Here is a 16,177-nt window from a genome sequence, read left to right on the forward strand (position 1 = left end):
ACCAGCGCTGAAACGTGTCTCCGTCACAGGTGTGGTCGAAAACACTTCAGGGCCGTTACCGGCACATGCTGGCGCTACGACCAGGCATGAGGGGAGACTGGCTACAGATCGTCCCGGCGCGAGCCACGCGCCGCCGGCGTACAAGGAGGCATCCGTGCCGCATGTCCTGGTCCTCAACGCGTCGTACGAGCCGCTCGGCGTCGTACCGCTCCGCCGCGCGCTCGTCCTCGTCCTCGAGAACAAGGCACTCTGCCTCGAGGAGTCCGGCGCCTTCATGCACAGCGCGACCTGCACCATCCCCGCACCCAGCGTGGTCCGGCTCAAGCGCTTCGTGCGGGTCCCCTATAGGGGGCCCGTTCCACTGACCCGCCGTGCCCTGTTCGCCCGCGACGGCGGCCGGTGCATGTACTGCGGTGGCGTCGCAACCAGCGTCGACCACGTCATTCCGCGCAGCCGGGGCGGCCAGCACGCCTGGGACAACGTGGTGGCCTCGTGCCGCCGCTGCAACCACGTCAAGGCCGACCGGCACCTGCTGGAACTCGGCTGGCGCCTGCGGCACAAGCCCGCCCCGCCCACGGGCCTCGCCTGGCGCATCATCGGCACCGGGCATAGGGATCCGCGCTGGCTGCCGTACTTGCAGCCGTTCGGCGCGGACGACGCGATGGCCCGGATCGACGGCATTTCCGCCTAGGAACCGATCCGGGCCTTGTTGTCCGTGCGCGGTGCCGGAGGCGGGCTCAGCCCTCCGCCACCGCGTAGCGGCCCGGTGTGACCACCGCCACGTTCCCCGGCCGTATACGGATGCCCCCGACGGCAGTGGGTAGGGCTTCGGAACCGGCATCCGCGACCAAGGGAGCACCCCATGCCCGCCTCCGCGAACCTCCTCCTCTCCGCCCTGTCCAAACAGGTCTCGCACCCCGACTCCGGCCTCGAAGGATCCTGCTCCTGCGGCTGCCTGGAGCCGCCCCTGACCAGCGAGCCCCCGCTGGCCGACGCCTCCCCCCTGACCAGCGAGCCGCCCCTGATGGACGCCGCCCCGCTGACCAGCGAGCCCACCTCCACGGGCACGGCCGCGGGCCTGGACCCCATGGGCGTATAGATGACCCTTGCCCGGCTGGCCGCCCTGCACGGTGTGGCCACCTCCTACGCGCCGTCCCCGGACCGCACGGTCCAGACCCCGGAAGCCGCGGTCGTCGCGGCCCTCGCCGCGCTCGACGTCGACGCGAGCACACCGGAGGCGGTACGGGACGCGGTGGCGGCACGCGAACAGGAGTTACGGGAGAGGCTGTTACCGCCCACAGTCGTGCTGTGGACGGACGAACGGCCCCCAGCCGAGGGCGCGCCCCCCGGACGTGAGGGCGACGACGCACACCTCACGCCACGGGAGCCCCCGCAGACGGCACAGGCGCCGCAGCCCTTACAGCCGCAGCAGGCCCCACAGCAGCAACAGCCCCCACCATCCCCCCGCCTCCCAGAAGCCCTCTCCTCCCTCCCCCCAGGCACCCGCCTCACCGTGGAGACGGAGCAGGACGGCCGTCTCATCGAGCTCGCCGGGGCGCCCACCGCCCCCGCAACTCCCCACGTCCCCCTGGGCGTTCACCGCCTCACCGCCACCACCCCCGACGGCCTCACCGCCCAGGCCCACCTCATCGTCGCCCCGCGCCGGGCCCCCGCGCCGCCGCCCCGTGCGTACGGGTTTCTCGTGCAGCTGTACTCGCTGCTCAGCCGGCACTCCTGGGGCATGGGGGACCTGGGCGACCTCGCGGACCTTGCGGCGTGGGCGGGGCGGGTGTTGGGGGCGGGGTTCGTGCAGGTGAATCCGTTGCACGCGGCGGTGCCGAGGGCGCCTGGCGGGGCCGGGGACCCCTCGCCGTACCGCCCGTCGTCGCGCGGCTTCCCGGACCCCGTGCACCTGCGGGTCGAGAACGTCCCGGAGTTCGCCCGGCTGCGGGGCGAGGCGCGCGAGCGGGCGGGCGTCTTCGGGGAGCAGGGGGAGGCGCTGCGCAGGGCGGTCGTGAGCGAGGGCGGGCTGATCGACCGGGACGCCGTGTGGGAACTCAAGGGCGCCGCACTGGAGTTGATCCGGGGCGTGCCGCTCGGACCCGGCCGCTGCGCCGCGTACAGCGACTTCCTCGCCGAGCACGGCGAGGACCTGGAGGACCACGCGACCTGGTGCGCGCTCGCCGAGCGGCACGGGCCGAACTGGCGCACCTGGCCCAAGCCCCTGCGGGACCCGGCGTCGCCCGAAACCGCCCGCGCCCGCACCGAGTTGATGGACCGCGTCGACTTCCACGAGCGCCTCGCCTGGCTCACCGACGAGCAACTGGCCGCCGCGCAGCGGTCCGCGCGGGATGCCGGGATGGCCGTCGGCCTCATCCACGACCTGGCCGTGGGCGTGCACCCGGACGGCGCCGACGCCTGGGCGCGGCAGCGGTACTTCGCCGCGGGCATGTCGGTGGGCGCGCCCCCGGACGCCTTCAACGCGCGCGGCCAGGACTGGGGCCTGCCGCCGTGGCGCCCGGACCGGCTCGCCGAGTCCGGCTACGCCCCGTTCCGCGCCCTGCTGCGCGCGACGCTGCGGCACGCGGGCGCCGTCCGCGTCGACCACGTCATGGGCCTCTTCCGGCTCTGGTGGGTGCCGGACGGACGCACCCCCGCAGAGGGGACGTACGTCGGCTACGACGCCGAGGCCATGCTCGCCGTCCTCGTCCTGGAGGCGCACCGCGCGGGCGCGATCGTCATCGGCGAGGACCTCGGCACCGTGGCGCCGGGCGTGCGCGAGACGCTGCGCGCGCACGGGGTGCTCGGCACCTCCGTGCTGTGGTTCGAGCGGGACTGGGAAGGTACCGGCCAGCCGCTCCCGCCCGCCGACTGGCGCGCCGACTGCCTGGCCACCGCCACCACCCACGACCTGCCGTCCACGGCCGCCCGCGTCACCGGCGCGCACGTGCGCCTGCGGCACGACCTGGGTCTGCTCACCCGCCCGCTGGCCGCCGAACGCGCCGAGGCCACCGCCGACGTCCGCGACTGGCTCGGCCTGCTGTCCCGGCTCGGCCTGCTGCCGGGCGGCGCCGGGAACGAGGAGGACGAGGTCCGCGCCGTGCACCGGTTCCTGCTCGCGACACCCGCCCGCCTGGTCGGCGTCTGGCTGCCCGACACCGTCGGCGACCGCCGCCCGCAGAACCTGCCGGGCACCTGGGACCAGTACCCCAACTGGCGCCTGCCGATCGCCGACGCCGCGGGCCGCCCCGTCACCCTGGAGGACCTGGCCGCCACACCGCGCCTGCACGCCCTCATGGAGGTGTTCCGCGTGTTCCGGACGCCGTGACCGCGCCCGCCGCGCACCCGGGTGCGGCGCCCGTACGGCACCCCGGGCGCGCGGGCCGCGCGGCGGTTCGCTACGTTGGGCACCGTGGACAAGAAGAACGCCCTGCGCGCCGGTGCTCTGACGGCCGGTACGACGCTGATGATGCTGCTCATGTCGTCCCCCGCGCTCGCGCTCAACCGCGACGACGGCGACGACCCGGGCCCGGGCCTGAGCGTGATGGAGACGCTCGGCCTGTATGTCGCCGCGCCGATCGTGCTGTTCCTGGTGATCGCCGGTCTGGTGATGGTCGGCGACAAGTCCCGCAAGCAGCAGAAGCAGAGCTGACGACGCGGGTCCGCCGACCAGCCGTCTCCACGGCTGTCCGGTTCTGCCTTTCTCCGCCGAGGGCGCCCCTCGGCCACGTACACGGACGACTTCCGACGTCTTCGTACGAGGCCGAAGGGCGCCCTCGGTGTTTCACGAACCCTCGGTGTTTCACGAACCTCCGGTGTTTCACGAACCCCCGGCGCCGCCCGCCGTCATGAGCCGTCGCCGGGCCCCGAGCCCGCGAGCAGCTTGCGCAGCAGCGCCGAGAGCTGCGCCGTCTCCTCCTCGTCGAGCCCGGCGGCCGTGAGCGCCGCGCGCTGCACCTCGACGCCCGCCACGACGGCCCGGTCGACCAGCTCCCTGCCCTCCTCGGTCAGCGTCACCTGAAGGCCGCGCCGGTCGTGCGGGTCGGGGGAACGGCGCAGCAGCCCGGCCCGCTCCAGCTTGTCCAGGCGCCCCGTCATGCCGCCCGTCGTCAGCATCAGCGTCGAGGAGAGCTGGCGCGGCGAGAGCGTGTACGGCTCGCCGTGCCGGCGCAGCGTCGCGAGCACGTCGAACTCCCCGCGCGTGGTGCCGAGGCGGCGGTACGCCTTCTCGATGCGGTCGCCCATGGCCTGCGTGGTGCGGTAGACGCGGCCGAAGACTTCCATGGGCGTGGTCTCCAGGTCCGGCCGGACGACGGCCCACTGCTCGATGATCGCGTCGACGCCGTCGGGCGCGGCGGCGACCGCCGCTTCTCCGGAGTGCGTCGCGCTCTGGGAGGACATCACGTTGCTCGCGTTCATGGGGGAAGTATCCACGAGATACGGAAGCTTGCAAGCAAGTGGGTCGGTACTGAGTTGCTTTCCTCCAAGTGGGTTGACGATAAGTAGCTTACGGCTAAGCTACTTACGACTCAGCTTCCTCCGTGAGCCCCGCGAGCCCCTCAGTCCTGGGAGACGACCGTCATGAAGCGCGCCACCGCCATCCTCCTCACCGCCTACGCCCCCCTCACCTGGGGCTCCACCTACGCCGTCACCACCGAGTTCCTGCCCGCGGACCGCCCCCTGTTCACGGCCCTGATGCGCGCCGTGCCCGCCGGGCTGCTGCTGCTCCTGCTCGCCAGACGCCTGCCGCGAGGGGAGTGGTGGTGGAAGTCGGCGGTCCTCGGCGCGCTCAACATCGGTGCCTTCTTCCCGCTGCTCTTCCTCTCCGCCTACCGCCTGCCCGGCGGCATGGCCGCGGTCGTCGGCTCCGTCGGCCCGCTGTTCGTCGCCGGACTCGCCGCCCTGCTCCTCGCCGACCGGCCGACCCCGCGCACGCTGCTCACCGCGGCCGCGGCGGCCCTCGGCGTCAGCCTGGTCGTCCTGAAGGCCACCGGGGCGCTGGACGCGGTCGGCCTGCTCGCGGCGGTGGGGTCGACGGCCTCGATGTCGACGGGCACGGTGCTCACCAAGCGCTGGGGCCGCCCGGACGGCGTCGGACCGCTCGCGCTCACGGCCTGGCAGCTGACGGTCGGCGGCCTGCTGATCGCCCCCGTCGCGTTCCTGGTCGAGGGCGCGCCGCCCGCGCTCGACGGGCAGAACATCGCGGGCTACCTCTACCTGTCGCTCGCCGGTACGGCCGTCGCGTACTGGCTGTGGTTCCGCGGCATCGGCCGCCTCAGCGCCACCCAGGCCAGCCTCCTCGGCCCGCTGTCGCCGCTGACGGCCGCGGTCATCGGGTGGGCGGCGCTCGGCCAGTCGCTGACGGCGGTGCAGGTGGCGGGGATGGCGCTCGCGTTCGGGGCGACGGTGTTCGGCCAGCTGCGCCCGCAGCGGAAGCCGCAGGCCCTCACTGAGCCGCAGCCGAAGTCGCAGGTCCTCGCCGAGCCGCAGCCGAAGCCGAAGGTCCTGATCTGAGAATCGTTCAGCTCAGCTTCAAAGAACGATCGGAAAGATTCGATGGACCTGAGCAGTTTCGGGCTGCGACGGTAGCTCAGCGGGCCCCGTAGCGGGGCCCGCTGAGCGCCCCGTACCGGGGAGAGAGGCAAGGAGATACCAGTGGCGAGCGTCCTGGACCTGGACCGGAGTGGCAACGGCGGCGACACGAGCGTGCGGGGCGCGGGAGGCGGGCGTACCTCCGGGGGAGGCGGACGTGCCGCCGCCGGAGGGCTCGGCGTCGGACTCGCCCTCGCCGCGCTCGCCACCGTCGTCTGGTCGGGCAGTTTCGTCACCTCCCGCGCCCTCGCCGACAGCGTCCCGCCGATCCAGCACGCGTTCTGGCGCTGGATCGTCGCCATCGCGGCCGTCGCCCCGTTCGCGGTCCGGCAGACCTGGCGCCAACGGGCCCTGCTGCGCGAGCACTTCCGCTTCCTCCTCGCCGCCTCCTTCCTCGGGGTCACCGTCTACAACACCCTGGTGAACCAGGCCGGAGTCACCACCACCGCGGGCAACATGGGCATGATCATGGCCGCGTCGCCCGTCCTGATGGCGGTGTACGAACGCCTCGGCGGGGCCCGGCTCGGCGCGCGGCGCGTCACGGGCATGCTCGTCGCCTGCGCCGGCGTCCTGCTCCTGGTCAGCGGCGGCTCCCTCGCCATGGACCTGGCGGTGGGGGACCTGTGGGTGATCGGCGGCGCCGTCGCCTTCGGCTCGTACAGCGCGCTCCTGCGCCGCAGGCCCGCCGAGATCTCCGGACTGCCCTTCCTCTTCAGCACCTTCGTCCTCGGCGCGCTGATGCTGCTGCCCGTGTTCCTCGTCAGCCTCGCCGTGCAGGGCGGCTTCGAACCGACGGCGGCGACCGTGTCCCCGCTCCTGTACGTCGGCGTCGTCTCCTCCGCGGTCGCCTTCTTCGCCTGGAACAAGGCCATCTCCGTCATCGGCGCGGCCCGCGCGGGCGTCGTCTACTACCTCCAGCCGGTGTGCGTGGCCCTGCTGTCCTTCGCCCTCCTCGGTGAGGGCATGGGGTGGCTCCAGGTGCTGTGCATGGGGCTGATCCTCGGCGGCGTGGTGCTCGGGTCGGCGGGCGGGAAGTAGCGGCCGGTGCGCGGGTACGTTGACGCCATGACCGAGTGGGACATCAAGAAGCTGCAGATCCTGCGCACCCTCGACGAGCGCGGGACCGTCACCGCGACGGCGCGGGCCCTCCTGATGACCCCCTCCGCCGTGTCGCAACAGCTCTCCAACCTCGCCAAGCAGGTCGGCGTGCCGCTCCTCGAAGCCCACGGGCGCCGGGTGCGGCTCACCGGCGCCGCCCGGCTCCTGCTCGTCCACGCCGACGCCGTCCTCGCCCAACTGGAGCGGGCCGACGCGGAGTTGGCCGCGTATGCCAAGGGGGAGGCCGGGGAGGTGCGGGTCGGCGCCTTCTCCACCGCCGTGCCCGCGCTCGTGGTGCCCGCCGTACGGGCCCTGCGGGCCGACCACCCCGGGATCTCGGTGCGGGTGCGGGAGGCCGAGGCGGGAGCCGCCTACGAACTCCTCGCCGCCGGGGACGTCGATCTCGCCCTGTCCCTCGCCGCGCAGGCGCCCCGGGGGCGGGACGGGCGTTTCACCCGCGTCACCCTCCTCGCCGACCCGCTCGACGTCGCGCTCCCCCTCGACCATCCGCTCGCCCGCGCCGACGCCCTGCGGCTGGCCGACCTCGCCGACGAGCCGTGGATCTTCGGCGGCTCCGGGCCCTGGTCCGAGATCACGCGTGCCGCGTGCGAGGCGGCGGGCTTCGTGCCCGAGCAGGCGCACAGCGCGGCCGGGTGGGAGGCGATCCTGGCGATGGTGGGGGCGGGGATGGGGGTGGCCCTCGTGCCGCGGATGGCCGGGGCGGGGGCCTCCGGCCGGGCAGGCGTGGCCATGCGGGAGCTGGCGGAGCGCCCCCATCGGCATGTGGTGGCCGCGGTACGGCGCGGGGCGGAGGGTTCCCCGGCGGTGAGCCATGTCCTGGCGGCGCTGCGGGGGGCTGCTTCGCCTTGATGTCAGGCGCCCAGATGCCCATAGAGGGAGAAGGCGGAAACGGGCGCCGTGAGGGCGCAGGGGCACCAGCCGCAGACGCCGGGCGGGCTCGGCCACAGAGGCCGGCCACGGGGCGGGCAGGGGCCGTCGTCGTGGGCGAGGTCGCCCGGGGCGGTCGCGTCCGTGGTGAGGAGTCACGGGCGGGCGGGTGGGAGACCCGCCGCGGAGCGGCGGAGAGACGGCGATCCGGCGCCGGGGGCGGGCGCACCCACCCCCGGCTTCGGCGCCCCCCACGCCCGGAGGGCTACGCGCCGGGGTCGGGCGCGACCAGCCCGACCCCGGCGTCCCCGAACCGCCCGGCCAGGGCTACGCGTCGGCGGCCTGCGCCCGCAGCGCCCGCTCCACGCCCGCCCGGGACTCAGTGATCAGACGGTGCAGCGCCGCCGTGGGCTCCGCCGCCGCGATCCACGCGTCCGTCGCGTCCAGCGTCTCCTGGGACACCTGGACGGCCGGGTACAGGCCGACCACGACCTGCTGGGCCATCTCGTGGGACCGGGACTCCCAGACGGACTTCACGGCGTCGAAGAACTTCTGGGTGTAGGGGGCGAGAAGCTCCCGCTGCTCGGTCTGGACGAAGCCGGAGATCACCGCCTCCTGCACGGCGTTGGGCAGCTTGTCGGACTCGACGACGGACGCCCACGCCTCGGCCTTGGCGGCGGCGGTGGGCCGCGCGGCCCGCGCCGCGGCGGCGTGCCGCTCACCCGCGGCGGTCTTGTCGCGCTCGAACTCCGCGGCGATGCCCGCCTCGTCGAGGCGCCCGGTCGCGGCGAGCCGCGCCACGAACGCCCACCGCAGCTCCGTGTCGACGGCCAGGCCCTCGATGGACTCCGAGCCGTCGAGCAGCCCCTCAAGGAGCGCCAGGTCGGACTCCGTGCGGGCGGTCGCGGCGAACGCGCGTGCCCACGCCAGCTGGTGGTCGCCACCCGGCTCGGCCGCCCGCAGGTGCTCCAGGGTCGCCTCGGTCCACCGCGTGAGCGCGGCCTCGCGGCCCGCCGGGGCGGCGTACAGGTCGAGAGCCAGCTTCACCTGCCGGTGCAGCGACTGCACGACGCCGATGTCGGACTCCTTGCCGATGCCGGACAGGACGAGGGAGAGGTAGTCCCGCGTCGGCAGCTCCGCGTCGCGCGTCATGTCCCACGCGGAGGCCCAGCACAGCGCCCGCGGCAGCGAGGCTTCGAAGTCGCCCAGGTGCTCGGTGACGAAGGCAAGGGACTCGGTGTCGAGCCGGACCTTGGCGTACGACAGGTCGTCGTCGTTGAGCAGGATGACGTCCGGCCGGGCCCGGCCCACCAGCTCCTCGACCGCCGTCAGCTCGCCGTCGACGTCCAGCTCGACGCGGTCGGTGCGCACCAGCTTGCCGGAGCCGCCCGCCGAGTCGTCCAGGTCGTACAGGCCGATCGCGATGCGGTGCGGGCGCAGCGTCGGCTCACCCTTGGCGCCCTCGGGCAGCGCCGGGGCCTCCTGCTTGATGGCGAAGGAGGTGATGTTCCCGGCGGAGTCGACGTCCACGACGGGGCGCAGCACGTTGATGCCGGCCGTCTCCAGCCACTTCTTCGACCAGGTCTTCAGGTCACGCCCGCTGGTCTCCTCCAGGGCGCCGAGCAGGTCGCTCAGGCGCGTGTTGCCGAACGCGTGCTGCTTGAAGTACGCCTGCACGCCGCTGAAGAACGCGTCCATGCCGACGTACGCGACGAGCTGCTTGAGGACGCTCGCGCCCTTGGCGTACGTGATGCCGTCGAAGTTGACGAGCACGTCGTCCAGGTCGCGGATGTCCGCCATGATCGGGTGCGTGGACGGCAGCTGGTCCTGCCGGTACGCCCAGGTCTTCATGGAGTTCGCGAACGTGGTCCAGGAGTGCGGCCACTTCGACCCGGGCGCGTACGCCTGGCAGGCCGCCTCGGCGAACGTCGCGAACGACTCGTTCAGCCACAGGTCGTTCCACCACTCCATGGTCACGAGGTCGCCGAACCACATGTGCGCCAGCTCGTGCAGGATCGTCGCGGCCCGCACCTCGTACGCCGCGTCCGTCACCTTGGAGCGGAACACGTACTGGTCGCGGATCGTCACCGCGCCCGCGTTCTCCATCGCGCCCGCGTTGAACTCCGGCACGAACAGCTGGTCGTACTTGGCGAACGGGTAGGCGTAGTCGAACTTCTCCTGGAACCAGTCGAAGCCCTGCCGGGTGACGTCGAAGATCGCGTCCGCGTCCAGGAACTCCGCGAGCGAGGGGCGGCAGTAGATGCCGAGCGGGACGGACTGCCCGTCCTTCTCGTACACGCTGTGCACCGAGTGGTACGGGCCGACGATGAGCGCCGTCACGTACGTGGACAGGCGCGGGGTCGGCGCGAACGTCCAGACGTCGTCCTTGGGCTCCGGCGTCGGCGAGTTGGAGATGACACTCCAGCCGGACGGCGCCTTCACGGTGAACTGGAAGGTGGCCTTGAGGTCGGGCTGCTCGAAGGAGGCGAACACGCGGCGCGCGTCCGGGACCTCGAACTGGGTGTACAGGTACGCCTGCTGGTCGACCGGGTCGACGAAGCGGTGCAGGCCCTCGCCGGTGTTGGTGTACTCGCAGTCCGCGACGACCTTCAGCTCGTTGGCGCCCTGCGCCAGGTGCCTGAGCGCGATGCGGGAGTCCCGGAAGACCGCCCCCACCTCCAGCGCGTGCCCGTTCAGGACGACCTCGTGGACGGCCGGGGCGATCAGATCGATGAACGTCTCGGCGTTCGCCTCGGCGGAGTCGAAACGCACCGTGGTCACCGACCGGTACGTCCCGCCTTCCTGCGCTCCGGAGAGGTCGAGATCGATCTCGTACGAGTCAACGGTGAGCAGCTTCGCCCGCTGCTGCGCCTCTTCGCGGGTCAGATTGGTGCCGGGCACGCGGTCATCTCCTCGGTACGACTTGCGAACTTTTTGCGATGTTTCCCGCCATCCTTCCATGTGCCGTCGCCGCCCGCTCCGGGCCATTGTTCTCAGGTCGCGCGGCCGTTAGCATCCGCGCGTCGGCTCAGGTCAAGGAGCGGCCTGAAGCGGGCTGAAACGGTCGGGAGCAGATGCATATGGCAAGGGGTGCACGCGGTGCGCAGGGCCCGCGCGGGCCGCGGCGGGCACGGAGCCGGGCACGGTTACGCGGCGCGCCCGCCGTCGCCCTGCTGCTGTGCGCCGTCGCGGGCTGCGGCTCGTCCGATGGGTCGGGCGGCTCGGGCGGCGCTGACGGCAAGGGCCCGGAGAAGACCCGGATCACCGTCGGCACCATGCCCGTCGCCGACACCGCGCCCCTGGAGATGGCCCAGCGCAAGGGCTTCTTCAAGGCCGAGGGTCTGACCGTGCGCACCACCACGCTCAGCGGCGGCGCGGAGTCCGTCAGCCGGCTGCGGGCGGGCGCCCTCGACATCTCCTTCGGCAACTACGTCTCGTACTTCCTCGCCCACGCCAACAAGGCCATCGACGTCCGCATCGTCTCCGACGCCTTCCAGTCCGCGCCCCGCACGCACGCGGTCCTGGTCCCCAAGGACTCGCCGGTCAAGTCCCTGAAGGACCTCCAGGACAAGAAGATCGGCGTCAACACCAAGCGGAACATCAGCGCCCTCCTCGTCAAGAAGGCCGGCAAGGCCGAGGGCGCGACCTTCGACGACGACAAGAACTTCGCCGAGGTCGACATGCCGAACATGGAGACCGCCCTGAAGTCCGGCAGCGTCGACGCCGTGCAGGCCGTCGAGCCGTTCGTCTCCGCGATCGAGCGGTCCGGCGCGGGACGCGTCGTCGCCGACCTCGGCAAGCCGCCGACCGCGGGCTTCCCCATCGCCGGGTACGCGGCCACGGCGTCCTTCGCCGAGGACAACCCGAAGACGGTCGCCGCCTTCCAGCGCGCCATGGCCCGCGCCCAGCGCCAGGCCGCCAACCGGTCGGCCGTCGTCGACACCCTCCCGGAGTACACGAAGATCACCGCCGACCAGGCCGCCCAGCTGAACCTCGGCGGCTACCCCGCGGCGCTGGACCCGGCACGGCTCGCACGCGTGGTCACGCTGATGCGGGAGTTCGGCTACCTGAAGCGGGACCTCGACGTGGAGCCGCTGCTCGTGCGCGCGGGGCCGTGAGGGTGGTCGCGGGGTGGGCGGTGCGGGGGGCGATGCGGTGAAACGGGACGCGCGCTCCGGCCCGGGCCTCGGCCCGGGATCAGGGGCGCGCGCTCGCACGCGCGCCGGTGCGCGCTCCGAGGGCCTGGTCGAGCGCAGGTCCGGGCGGGTCCTGCTGGGGGCGCTCGGCCTCTGCGGCGCCTTCCTCCTCGTCGAACTCGTCGCCCGCAGCGGGGCGTTCGACGACCAGGCCCTGCCGCCCGCCTCCTCCGTCCTCGCCCGCGCCGCCGAGATGACCGCCGACGACGGGTTCCTCGACGACCTCTGGACCACCGTCTCCGCCTGGCTCGCAGGCCTCGCCCTCGCCGTCGCCCTCGCCGTGCCCGCCGGGCTCCTGCTCGGCTCCCTGCCCCGCCTGCGCGCCGCCGCCCTCGCCGTCGTCGAGCTGGCCCGCCCCATCCCCTCCGTCGCCCTCATCCCGCTCGCCATCCTCGTCTTCGTCGAGCCCGACCGGGTGGAGCGGTCCCTGGTCTGCTACGCCGCGCTGTGGCCCATCCTCCTCAACACCCTGTACGGGCTCCGCGACGTCGACCCCGTCGCCAAGGAGACCCTGCGCTCCTTCGGGTTCGGGCCGCTCTCGGTGGTGTGGCGGGTCTCGCTGCCGAGCGCGGGGCCCTTCGTCCTCACGGGGGTGCGGGTCGCCGCGTCCGTGGGGCTGATCGTGGCGGTCAGCGCGGAGCTGCGGGCCGGGGGAGACGGGGGACTCGGCGTCTATCTGCTCGACTCGCAGTCCGGGGGCGGGCGGCCGGATCTGATGGTGGCGGGGGCGTGTTGGGCGGGGGTTCTCGGTGTGGCCGCCAACGCGGGGCTGGTGGGGCTGGGGAGGGTGCTGTTTCCCCACAGTGCTCGATCGGCGCGCTCCGCGCCTCGTCCTCAATCTCCCCCAGGCTCTGAAGGAGCAGGGCGGGGCCCCCACGACGGGCTCGACGGGGCTGGGGCGGGGCGATGAGCGCGGGAGACATGAGGCAGGGGGGCGGTGGCCGTGAACGCGTGGGTCGCCCTGTCGCCGGGCGGATGATGCGGGCCGGTCTCGGGGTGCTCGCTCGTGGGTGGCTGCTCGTACTCCTCGTACTCGTGTGGGAGTCGGCCGCCAGGCGGGCCGAGGACCTGTACTTCCCGCCGCCCACGCGGATCGCGCGGACCATGCGGGAACTGTGGTGGTCCGGGCCGCCCTCGCGGCTGTGGCTGAGCGACCTCGCCGTCGACGACTTCGTGCCGAGCCTCAGCCATCTGCTGCTCGGCTGGGCCGTCGCGGGGGCCGTCGGGATCGCCGTGGGGGTCGGGATCGGGCTGTCGCGGGTGGCCTTCCACGTCCTTGACCCGGTGCTGCAGTTCGGGCGTGCGGTGCCGCCGCCCACGCTCATCCCGTTCTTCATGGTCGCGTTCGGGCTCGGCACGTCCATGCAGCTGGCGGCCATCGTCTTCGGCGTCGTCTGGCCGGTGCTCCTGAACACCGCCGACGGCGTGCGCTCCGTCGAGCCGCTGCAGCTCGACACCGCCCGGGTGCTCGGCCTCGGGCGCCTCGCGCGGCTCCGGTACGTCGTGCTCCCGGGGGCCGCGCCGAAGATCTTCGCCGGGCTCCGGGTGGCGCTCGGGTTCGCGCTGATCCTCATGGTCATCGCCGAGCTGATGGGGTCGGGCGAAGGCATCGGCTCCCGGCTCAACGCCGCCGAGCGGGAGTTCAGGCCGGACCGGCTGTGGGCCGGGATCGTGCTGCTCGGCGGCATCGGCTCCGTACTGAACGGACTCTTCCTGCTCGTCGAGCGCAAGGCCCTGGCCTGGCACCGGGGCGCACGGCGGACGGGCACCTAGACCACCCGGCCCCCGCGGGGCGGCGGACCGGCCGCGATCCATGGGGGCGCACGGGGAACGCGAGGGCCTCACGGGCCCTCACATCACTTAGACCGCAAGGCAGTTGGCAACAGGGGGACAGGGGGAGCAGGGGATGCTGGAGATCGCTGGGCTCAGTCATCGCTACGCCGACGGGCACCGGGCCGTCGAAGGGGTCGAACTGCACGTCGCGAGCGGCGAGTTGGTGAGCATCGTCGGCCCTTCGGGCTGCGGCAAGTCCACGCTGCTCCGGTGCGTCGCGGGGCTGCAGCGGCCGAGCGAGGGCCGGATCGCCGTCGGCGGCCGGGACGTCGACGGCGTACCGGACGACCTCGCCGTCGTCTTCCAGGACTACACGCGCTCGCTCTTCCCGTGGCTGACCGTCCGCGACAACGTCGCGCTGCCGCTGCGCCGCCGCGGCCTCGCCCGCGCCGAGCGCCGTGCCCGCGCGGAGGAGACCCTCGCCCAGGTCGGCCTCGACTCCGCAGCGGGCCGGTACCCGTGGCAGCTCTCCGGCGGCATGCAGCAGCGCGTCGCCATCGCCCGCGCGCTCGCCTACCGGCCCGCGCTGCTCCTGATGGACGAGCCGTTCGGCTCCGTCGACGCCCAGACCCGGGAGGACCTGGAGGACCTGCTGCTCGCAGTGCGCGGGGGCGGGGGCGGAGGGCCGGGCGGTGGGTCGGGGGGCGGGCCGGGGGGCGGCTGTGACGGGCGCGGGATGACCATCCTGCTCGTCACCCACGACATCGACGAGAGCGTGTACGTCGGCGACCGCGTCGTCGTCCTCACCGGCGCCCCCGGCCGCGTCCACAGCGAGCTGCGCGTCGAACTGCCCGCGCCGCGCGACCAGATCGGCACCCGCGGCCTGCCCGAGTTCGTGAAGCTGCGGGCCGAGGTCGGGCGGGCGGTGCGGCGGCCATGAGCGCCATGAACGCCGCGAACGCCGATGTGCTCGTCGCGGGCGCGGGCATCGGCGGGCTCACGGCGGCGCTGAGCCTGCACGCGGCGGGGATCGGCGTGCGGGTGATCGAGCCGGTGCAGGTCCTCAGGCCCGTCGGCGTCGGCATCAACCTGCTGCCGCACGCCGTCCGCGAACTCACCGAGCTGGGCCTCGGCGAGCAACTGGCCGCGACCGGCGTGGCGACCGCCCAGATGGTCCACTACGACCGGCACGGCAACCGTATCTGGGGCGAGCCGCGCGGCCACGCCCTCGGCTACCACTGGCCGCAGTACTCCATCCACCGCGGCGCCCTGCAGATGATCCTGCTCGACGCGGTGCGCGAACGCCTCGGCGAACGGGCCGTCGTCACCGGCACGTCGTTCGTGCGGTGCGCCGAGACCGAGGGGCAGCTCCTGCGCGTCATCCTGCGGGACATGGCGCGCGGGCGGGAGCACGCCGTGCGGGTACGGGCCCTCATCGGCGCCGACGGGCTCTACTCGACCGTCCGCGCCCGGCTGCACCCCGGGGAGGGACCGCCCCTGTGGAACGGCATCCGGATGTGGCGCGGCGTCGCCGAGTGGGACCCCGTCCTCGGCGGCCGCACCGTCGCCATCGCGGGCAGCAACGCGCACGCCAAGCTGGTCGTCTACCCCATCTCGGGCGAGGCCGAGCGGCGGGGGCGCGCGCTGCTCAACTGGGTCGCCGAGGTGCGGTTCCCCGTCGAGCACGGGGCGATCTCCGGGGCCGCGGACTGGAACCGGACCGGGCGGCTCTCCGACGTCCTGCCGTACTTCGCCGGGTGGCGGATCGGGGACCTCGACGTGCCCGCGCTGCTCGCCGCGACCCGGCGCATCCTGGAGTACCCGATGGTCGACCGGGAGCCGCTGCCGCGGTGGGGGCGCGGGCCCGTCACCCTCCTCGGTGACGCCGCCCACCCGATGTACCCCGTCGGGTCCAACGGCGGCTCGCAGGCCGTCCTCGACGCGCGGGTGCTCGCGCGCAGCCTCGCCGTCAACGACCCCGACCGGGTGGCCGGGCTCCGGGCCTACGAGGAGGTCCGGCGGGAGGCCACGGCCGCGCTCGTCCTCGCCAACCGCCGCATGCCCGCCGACCGGCTCCTCCAAGTCGTCGCCGAGCGCGCCCCCGAGGGGTTCGACCGGGTCGAGGACGTCCTCACCCCCGAGGAGCTGGCCGAGCTCGACGCGGCGTATCGGTGGACGACGGGGACGGATGTGGCGGAGCTGAACGGGAGGGGGTCGTGGGGGGTGTAGGCCTTCGCGTGGCGCCCCGCTGCGCTCATCAGCGCGCTCCGCGCGCGGGCGCCGGGGCCCTGCCCCTGGACCCCGGGGGTGGGTGTCCCGTTGCCGTGGGACGGGGGCGCCCCGTATCGCGCTCCGCGCTCGTCCTCATGCGCCGGACGGGCTCTCCCCCACCCACCCGCCCCAACTTTCCCCGGGCCTGCCCCAAAGCCCGGCACCCCCAGCCTGACCGGGCGCACCCCCGAATCGGCGCTCCGCGCCTCGTCCTCAAACTCCCCCAAGCTCTTAAGGAGCAGGGGGTACCCCCACGACGGGCTGAAATGTGCCGGGCTGTTGGCCGGCTGATGCAAGTTTGGGCGGGTGGGTGGGGGAGAGCCCGTCCGGCGCATGAGGACGAGCGCGGAGCGCGATAC

At 73.6% G+C, this 16,177-nt stretch carries 14 protein-coding genes; 12 read left to right on the forward strand and 2 right to left on the reverse strand.

Annotated elements, in window-relative coordinates; genetic code table 11:
• Window positions 1-154: 154 nt before the first annotated feature.
• The 4 genes from OO63_RS37180 to OO63_RS37195 all read left to right on the forward strand — a co-directional run bounded on the left by OO63_RS37180 (window position 155) and on the right by OO63_RS37195 (window position 3,652).
• Window positions 155-691: an HNH endonuclease gene (locus OO63_RS37180; RefSeq protein ID WP_030363360.1), complete on the forward strand. Its 537-nt coding sequence runs from the start codon at window positions 155-157 to the stop codon at window positions 689-691.
• A 171-nt stretch (window positions 692-862) separates the two neighbouring features.
• Window positions 863-1,099 carry a hypothetical protein gene (locus OO63_RS37185; protein ID WP_030363361.1) on the forward strand — a complete coding sequence of 79 codons (237 nt, stop codon included), beginning with the start codon at window positions 863-865 and terminating at the stop codon, window positions 1,097-1,099.
• Window positions 1,100-3,328, forward strand: coding sequence for a 4-alpha-glucanotransferase (gene malQ, locus OO63_RS37190; protein ID WP_037631441.1), 2,229 nt, complete (start codon window positions 1,100-1,102; stop codon window positions 3,326-3,328).
• A gap of 84 nt (window positions 3,329-3,412) precedes the next feature.
• The gene (locus OO63_RS37195) at window positions 3,413-3,652 is read left to right on the forward strand and encodes a hypothetical protein (RefSeq protein ID WP_030363363.1); all 240 of its coding nucleotides are present in this window, start codon (window positions 3,413-3,415) and stop codon (window positions 3,650-3,652) included.
• 194 nt (window positions 3,653-3,846) lie between these two features.
• Here the strand turns inward: OO63_RS37195 and OO63_RS37200 are convergent, their stop codons facing one another.
• Window positions 3,847-4,401 (reverse strand): MarR family winged helix-turn-helix transcriptional regulator, encoded by a 555-nt coding sequence (locus tag OO63_RS37200; RefSeq protein ID WP_051811568.1) that lies wholly within the window; start codon window positions 4,399-4,401, stop codon window positions 3,847-3,849.
• A gap of 180 nt (window positions 4,402-4,581) precedes the next feature.
• Here OO63_RS37200 and OO63_RS37205 point away from each other — a divergent pair, with 180 nt between their 5' ends.
• From OO63_RS37205 to OO63_RS37215, 3 genes are all read left to right on the forward strand, one after another.
• Window positions 4,582-5,514: an EamA family transporter gene (locus OO63_RS37205; protein ID WP_030363365.1), complete on the forward strand. Its 933-nt coding sequence runs from the start codon at window positions 4,582-4,584 to the stop codon at window positions 5,512-5,514.
• Window positions 5,515-5,706: 192 nt separating this feature from the next.
• Entirely contained in the window at window positions 5,707-6,630 is a 924-nt protein-coding gene (locus OO63_RS37210) for a DMT family transporter (protein ID WP_051811570.1), read from the forward strand.
• Between the two features lie 27 nt (window positions 6,631-6,657).
• Complete coding sequence (locus OO63_RS37215; RefSeq protein WP_030363367.1) at window positions 6,658-7,560, forward strand: LysR family transcriptional regulator; 903 nt, start codon at window positions 6,658-6,660, stop codon at window positions 7,558-7,560.
• Window positions 7,561-7,905: 345 nt separating this feature from the next.
• On the opposite strand, the gene pepN is transcribed toward OO63_RS37215, so the two are convergent.
• On the reverse strand, window positions 7,906-10,479 hold the full coding sequence (pepN, locus tag OO63_RS37220; protein ID WP_030363368.1) for an aminopeptidase N: 2,574 nt from the start codon (window positions 10,477-10,479) through the stop codon (window positions 7,906-7,908).
• 179 nt (window positions 10,480-10,658) lie between these two features.
• Between pepN and OO63_RS37225 the strand changes: the two genes are divergently transcribed.
• From OO63_RS37225 to OO63_RS37245, 5 genes are all read left to right on the forward strand, one after another.
• Entirely contained in the window at window positions 10,659-11,696 is a 1,038-nt protein-coding gene (locus OO63_RS37225; RefSeq protein ID WP_051811563.1) for an ABC transporter substrate-binding protein, read from the forward strand.
• A gap of 37 nt (window positions 11,697-11,733) precedes the next feature.
• Window positions 11,734-12,684: an ABC transporter permease gene (locus tag OO63_RS37230; protein WP_051811566.1), complete on the forward strand. Its 951-nt coding sequence runs from the start codon at window positions 11,734-11,736 to the stop codon at window positions 12,682-12,684.
• Between the two features lie 41 nt (window positions 12,685-12,725).
• Window positions 12,726-13,547 (forward strand): ABC transporter permease, encoded by an 822-nt coding sequence (locus OO63_RS37235; protein ID WP_234311457.1) that lies wholly within the window; start codon window positions 12,726-12,728, stop codon window positions 13,545-13,547.
• A 133-nt stretch (window positions 13,548-13,680) separates the two neighbouring features.
• Entirely contained in the window at window positions 13,681-14,487 is an 807-nt protein-coding gene (locus tag OO63_RS37240; RefSeq protein ID WP_030363372.1) for an ABC transporter ATP-binding protein, read from the forward strand.
• Window positions 14,484-15,776 (forward strand): flavin-dependent oxidoreductase, encoded by a 1,293-nt coding sequence (locus tag OO63_RS37245; protein WP_030363373.1) that lies wholly within the window; start codon window positions 14,484-14,486, stop codon window positions 15,774-15,776. The genes OO63_RS37240 and OO63_RS37245 overlap by 4 nt, the downstream gene beginning before the upstream one ends.
• Window positions 15,777-16,177: the final 401 nt, after the last annotated feature.

It is taken from the genome of Streptomyces alboflavus, from assembly GCF_000716675.1.
Lineage (GTDB): Bacteria > Actinomycetota > Actinomycetes > Streptomycetales > Streptomycetaceae > Streptomyces > Streptomyces alboflavus.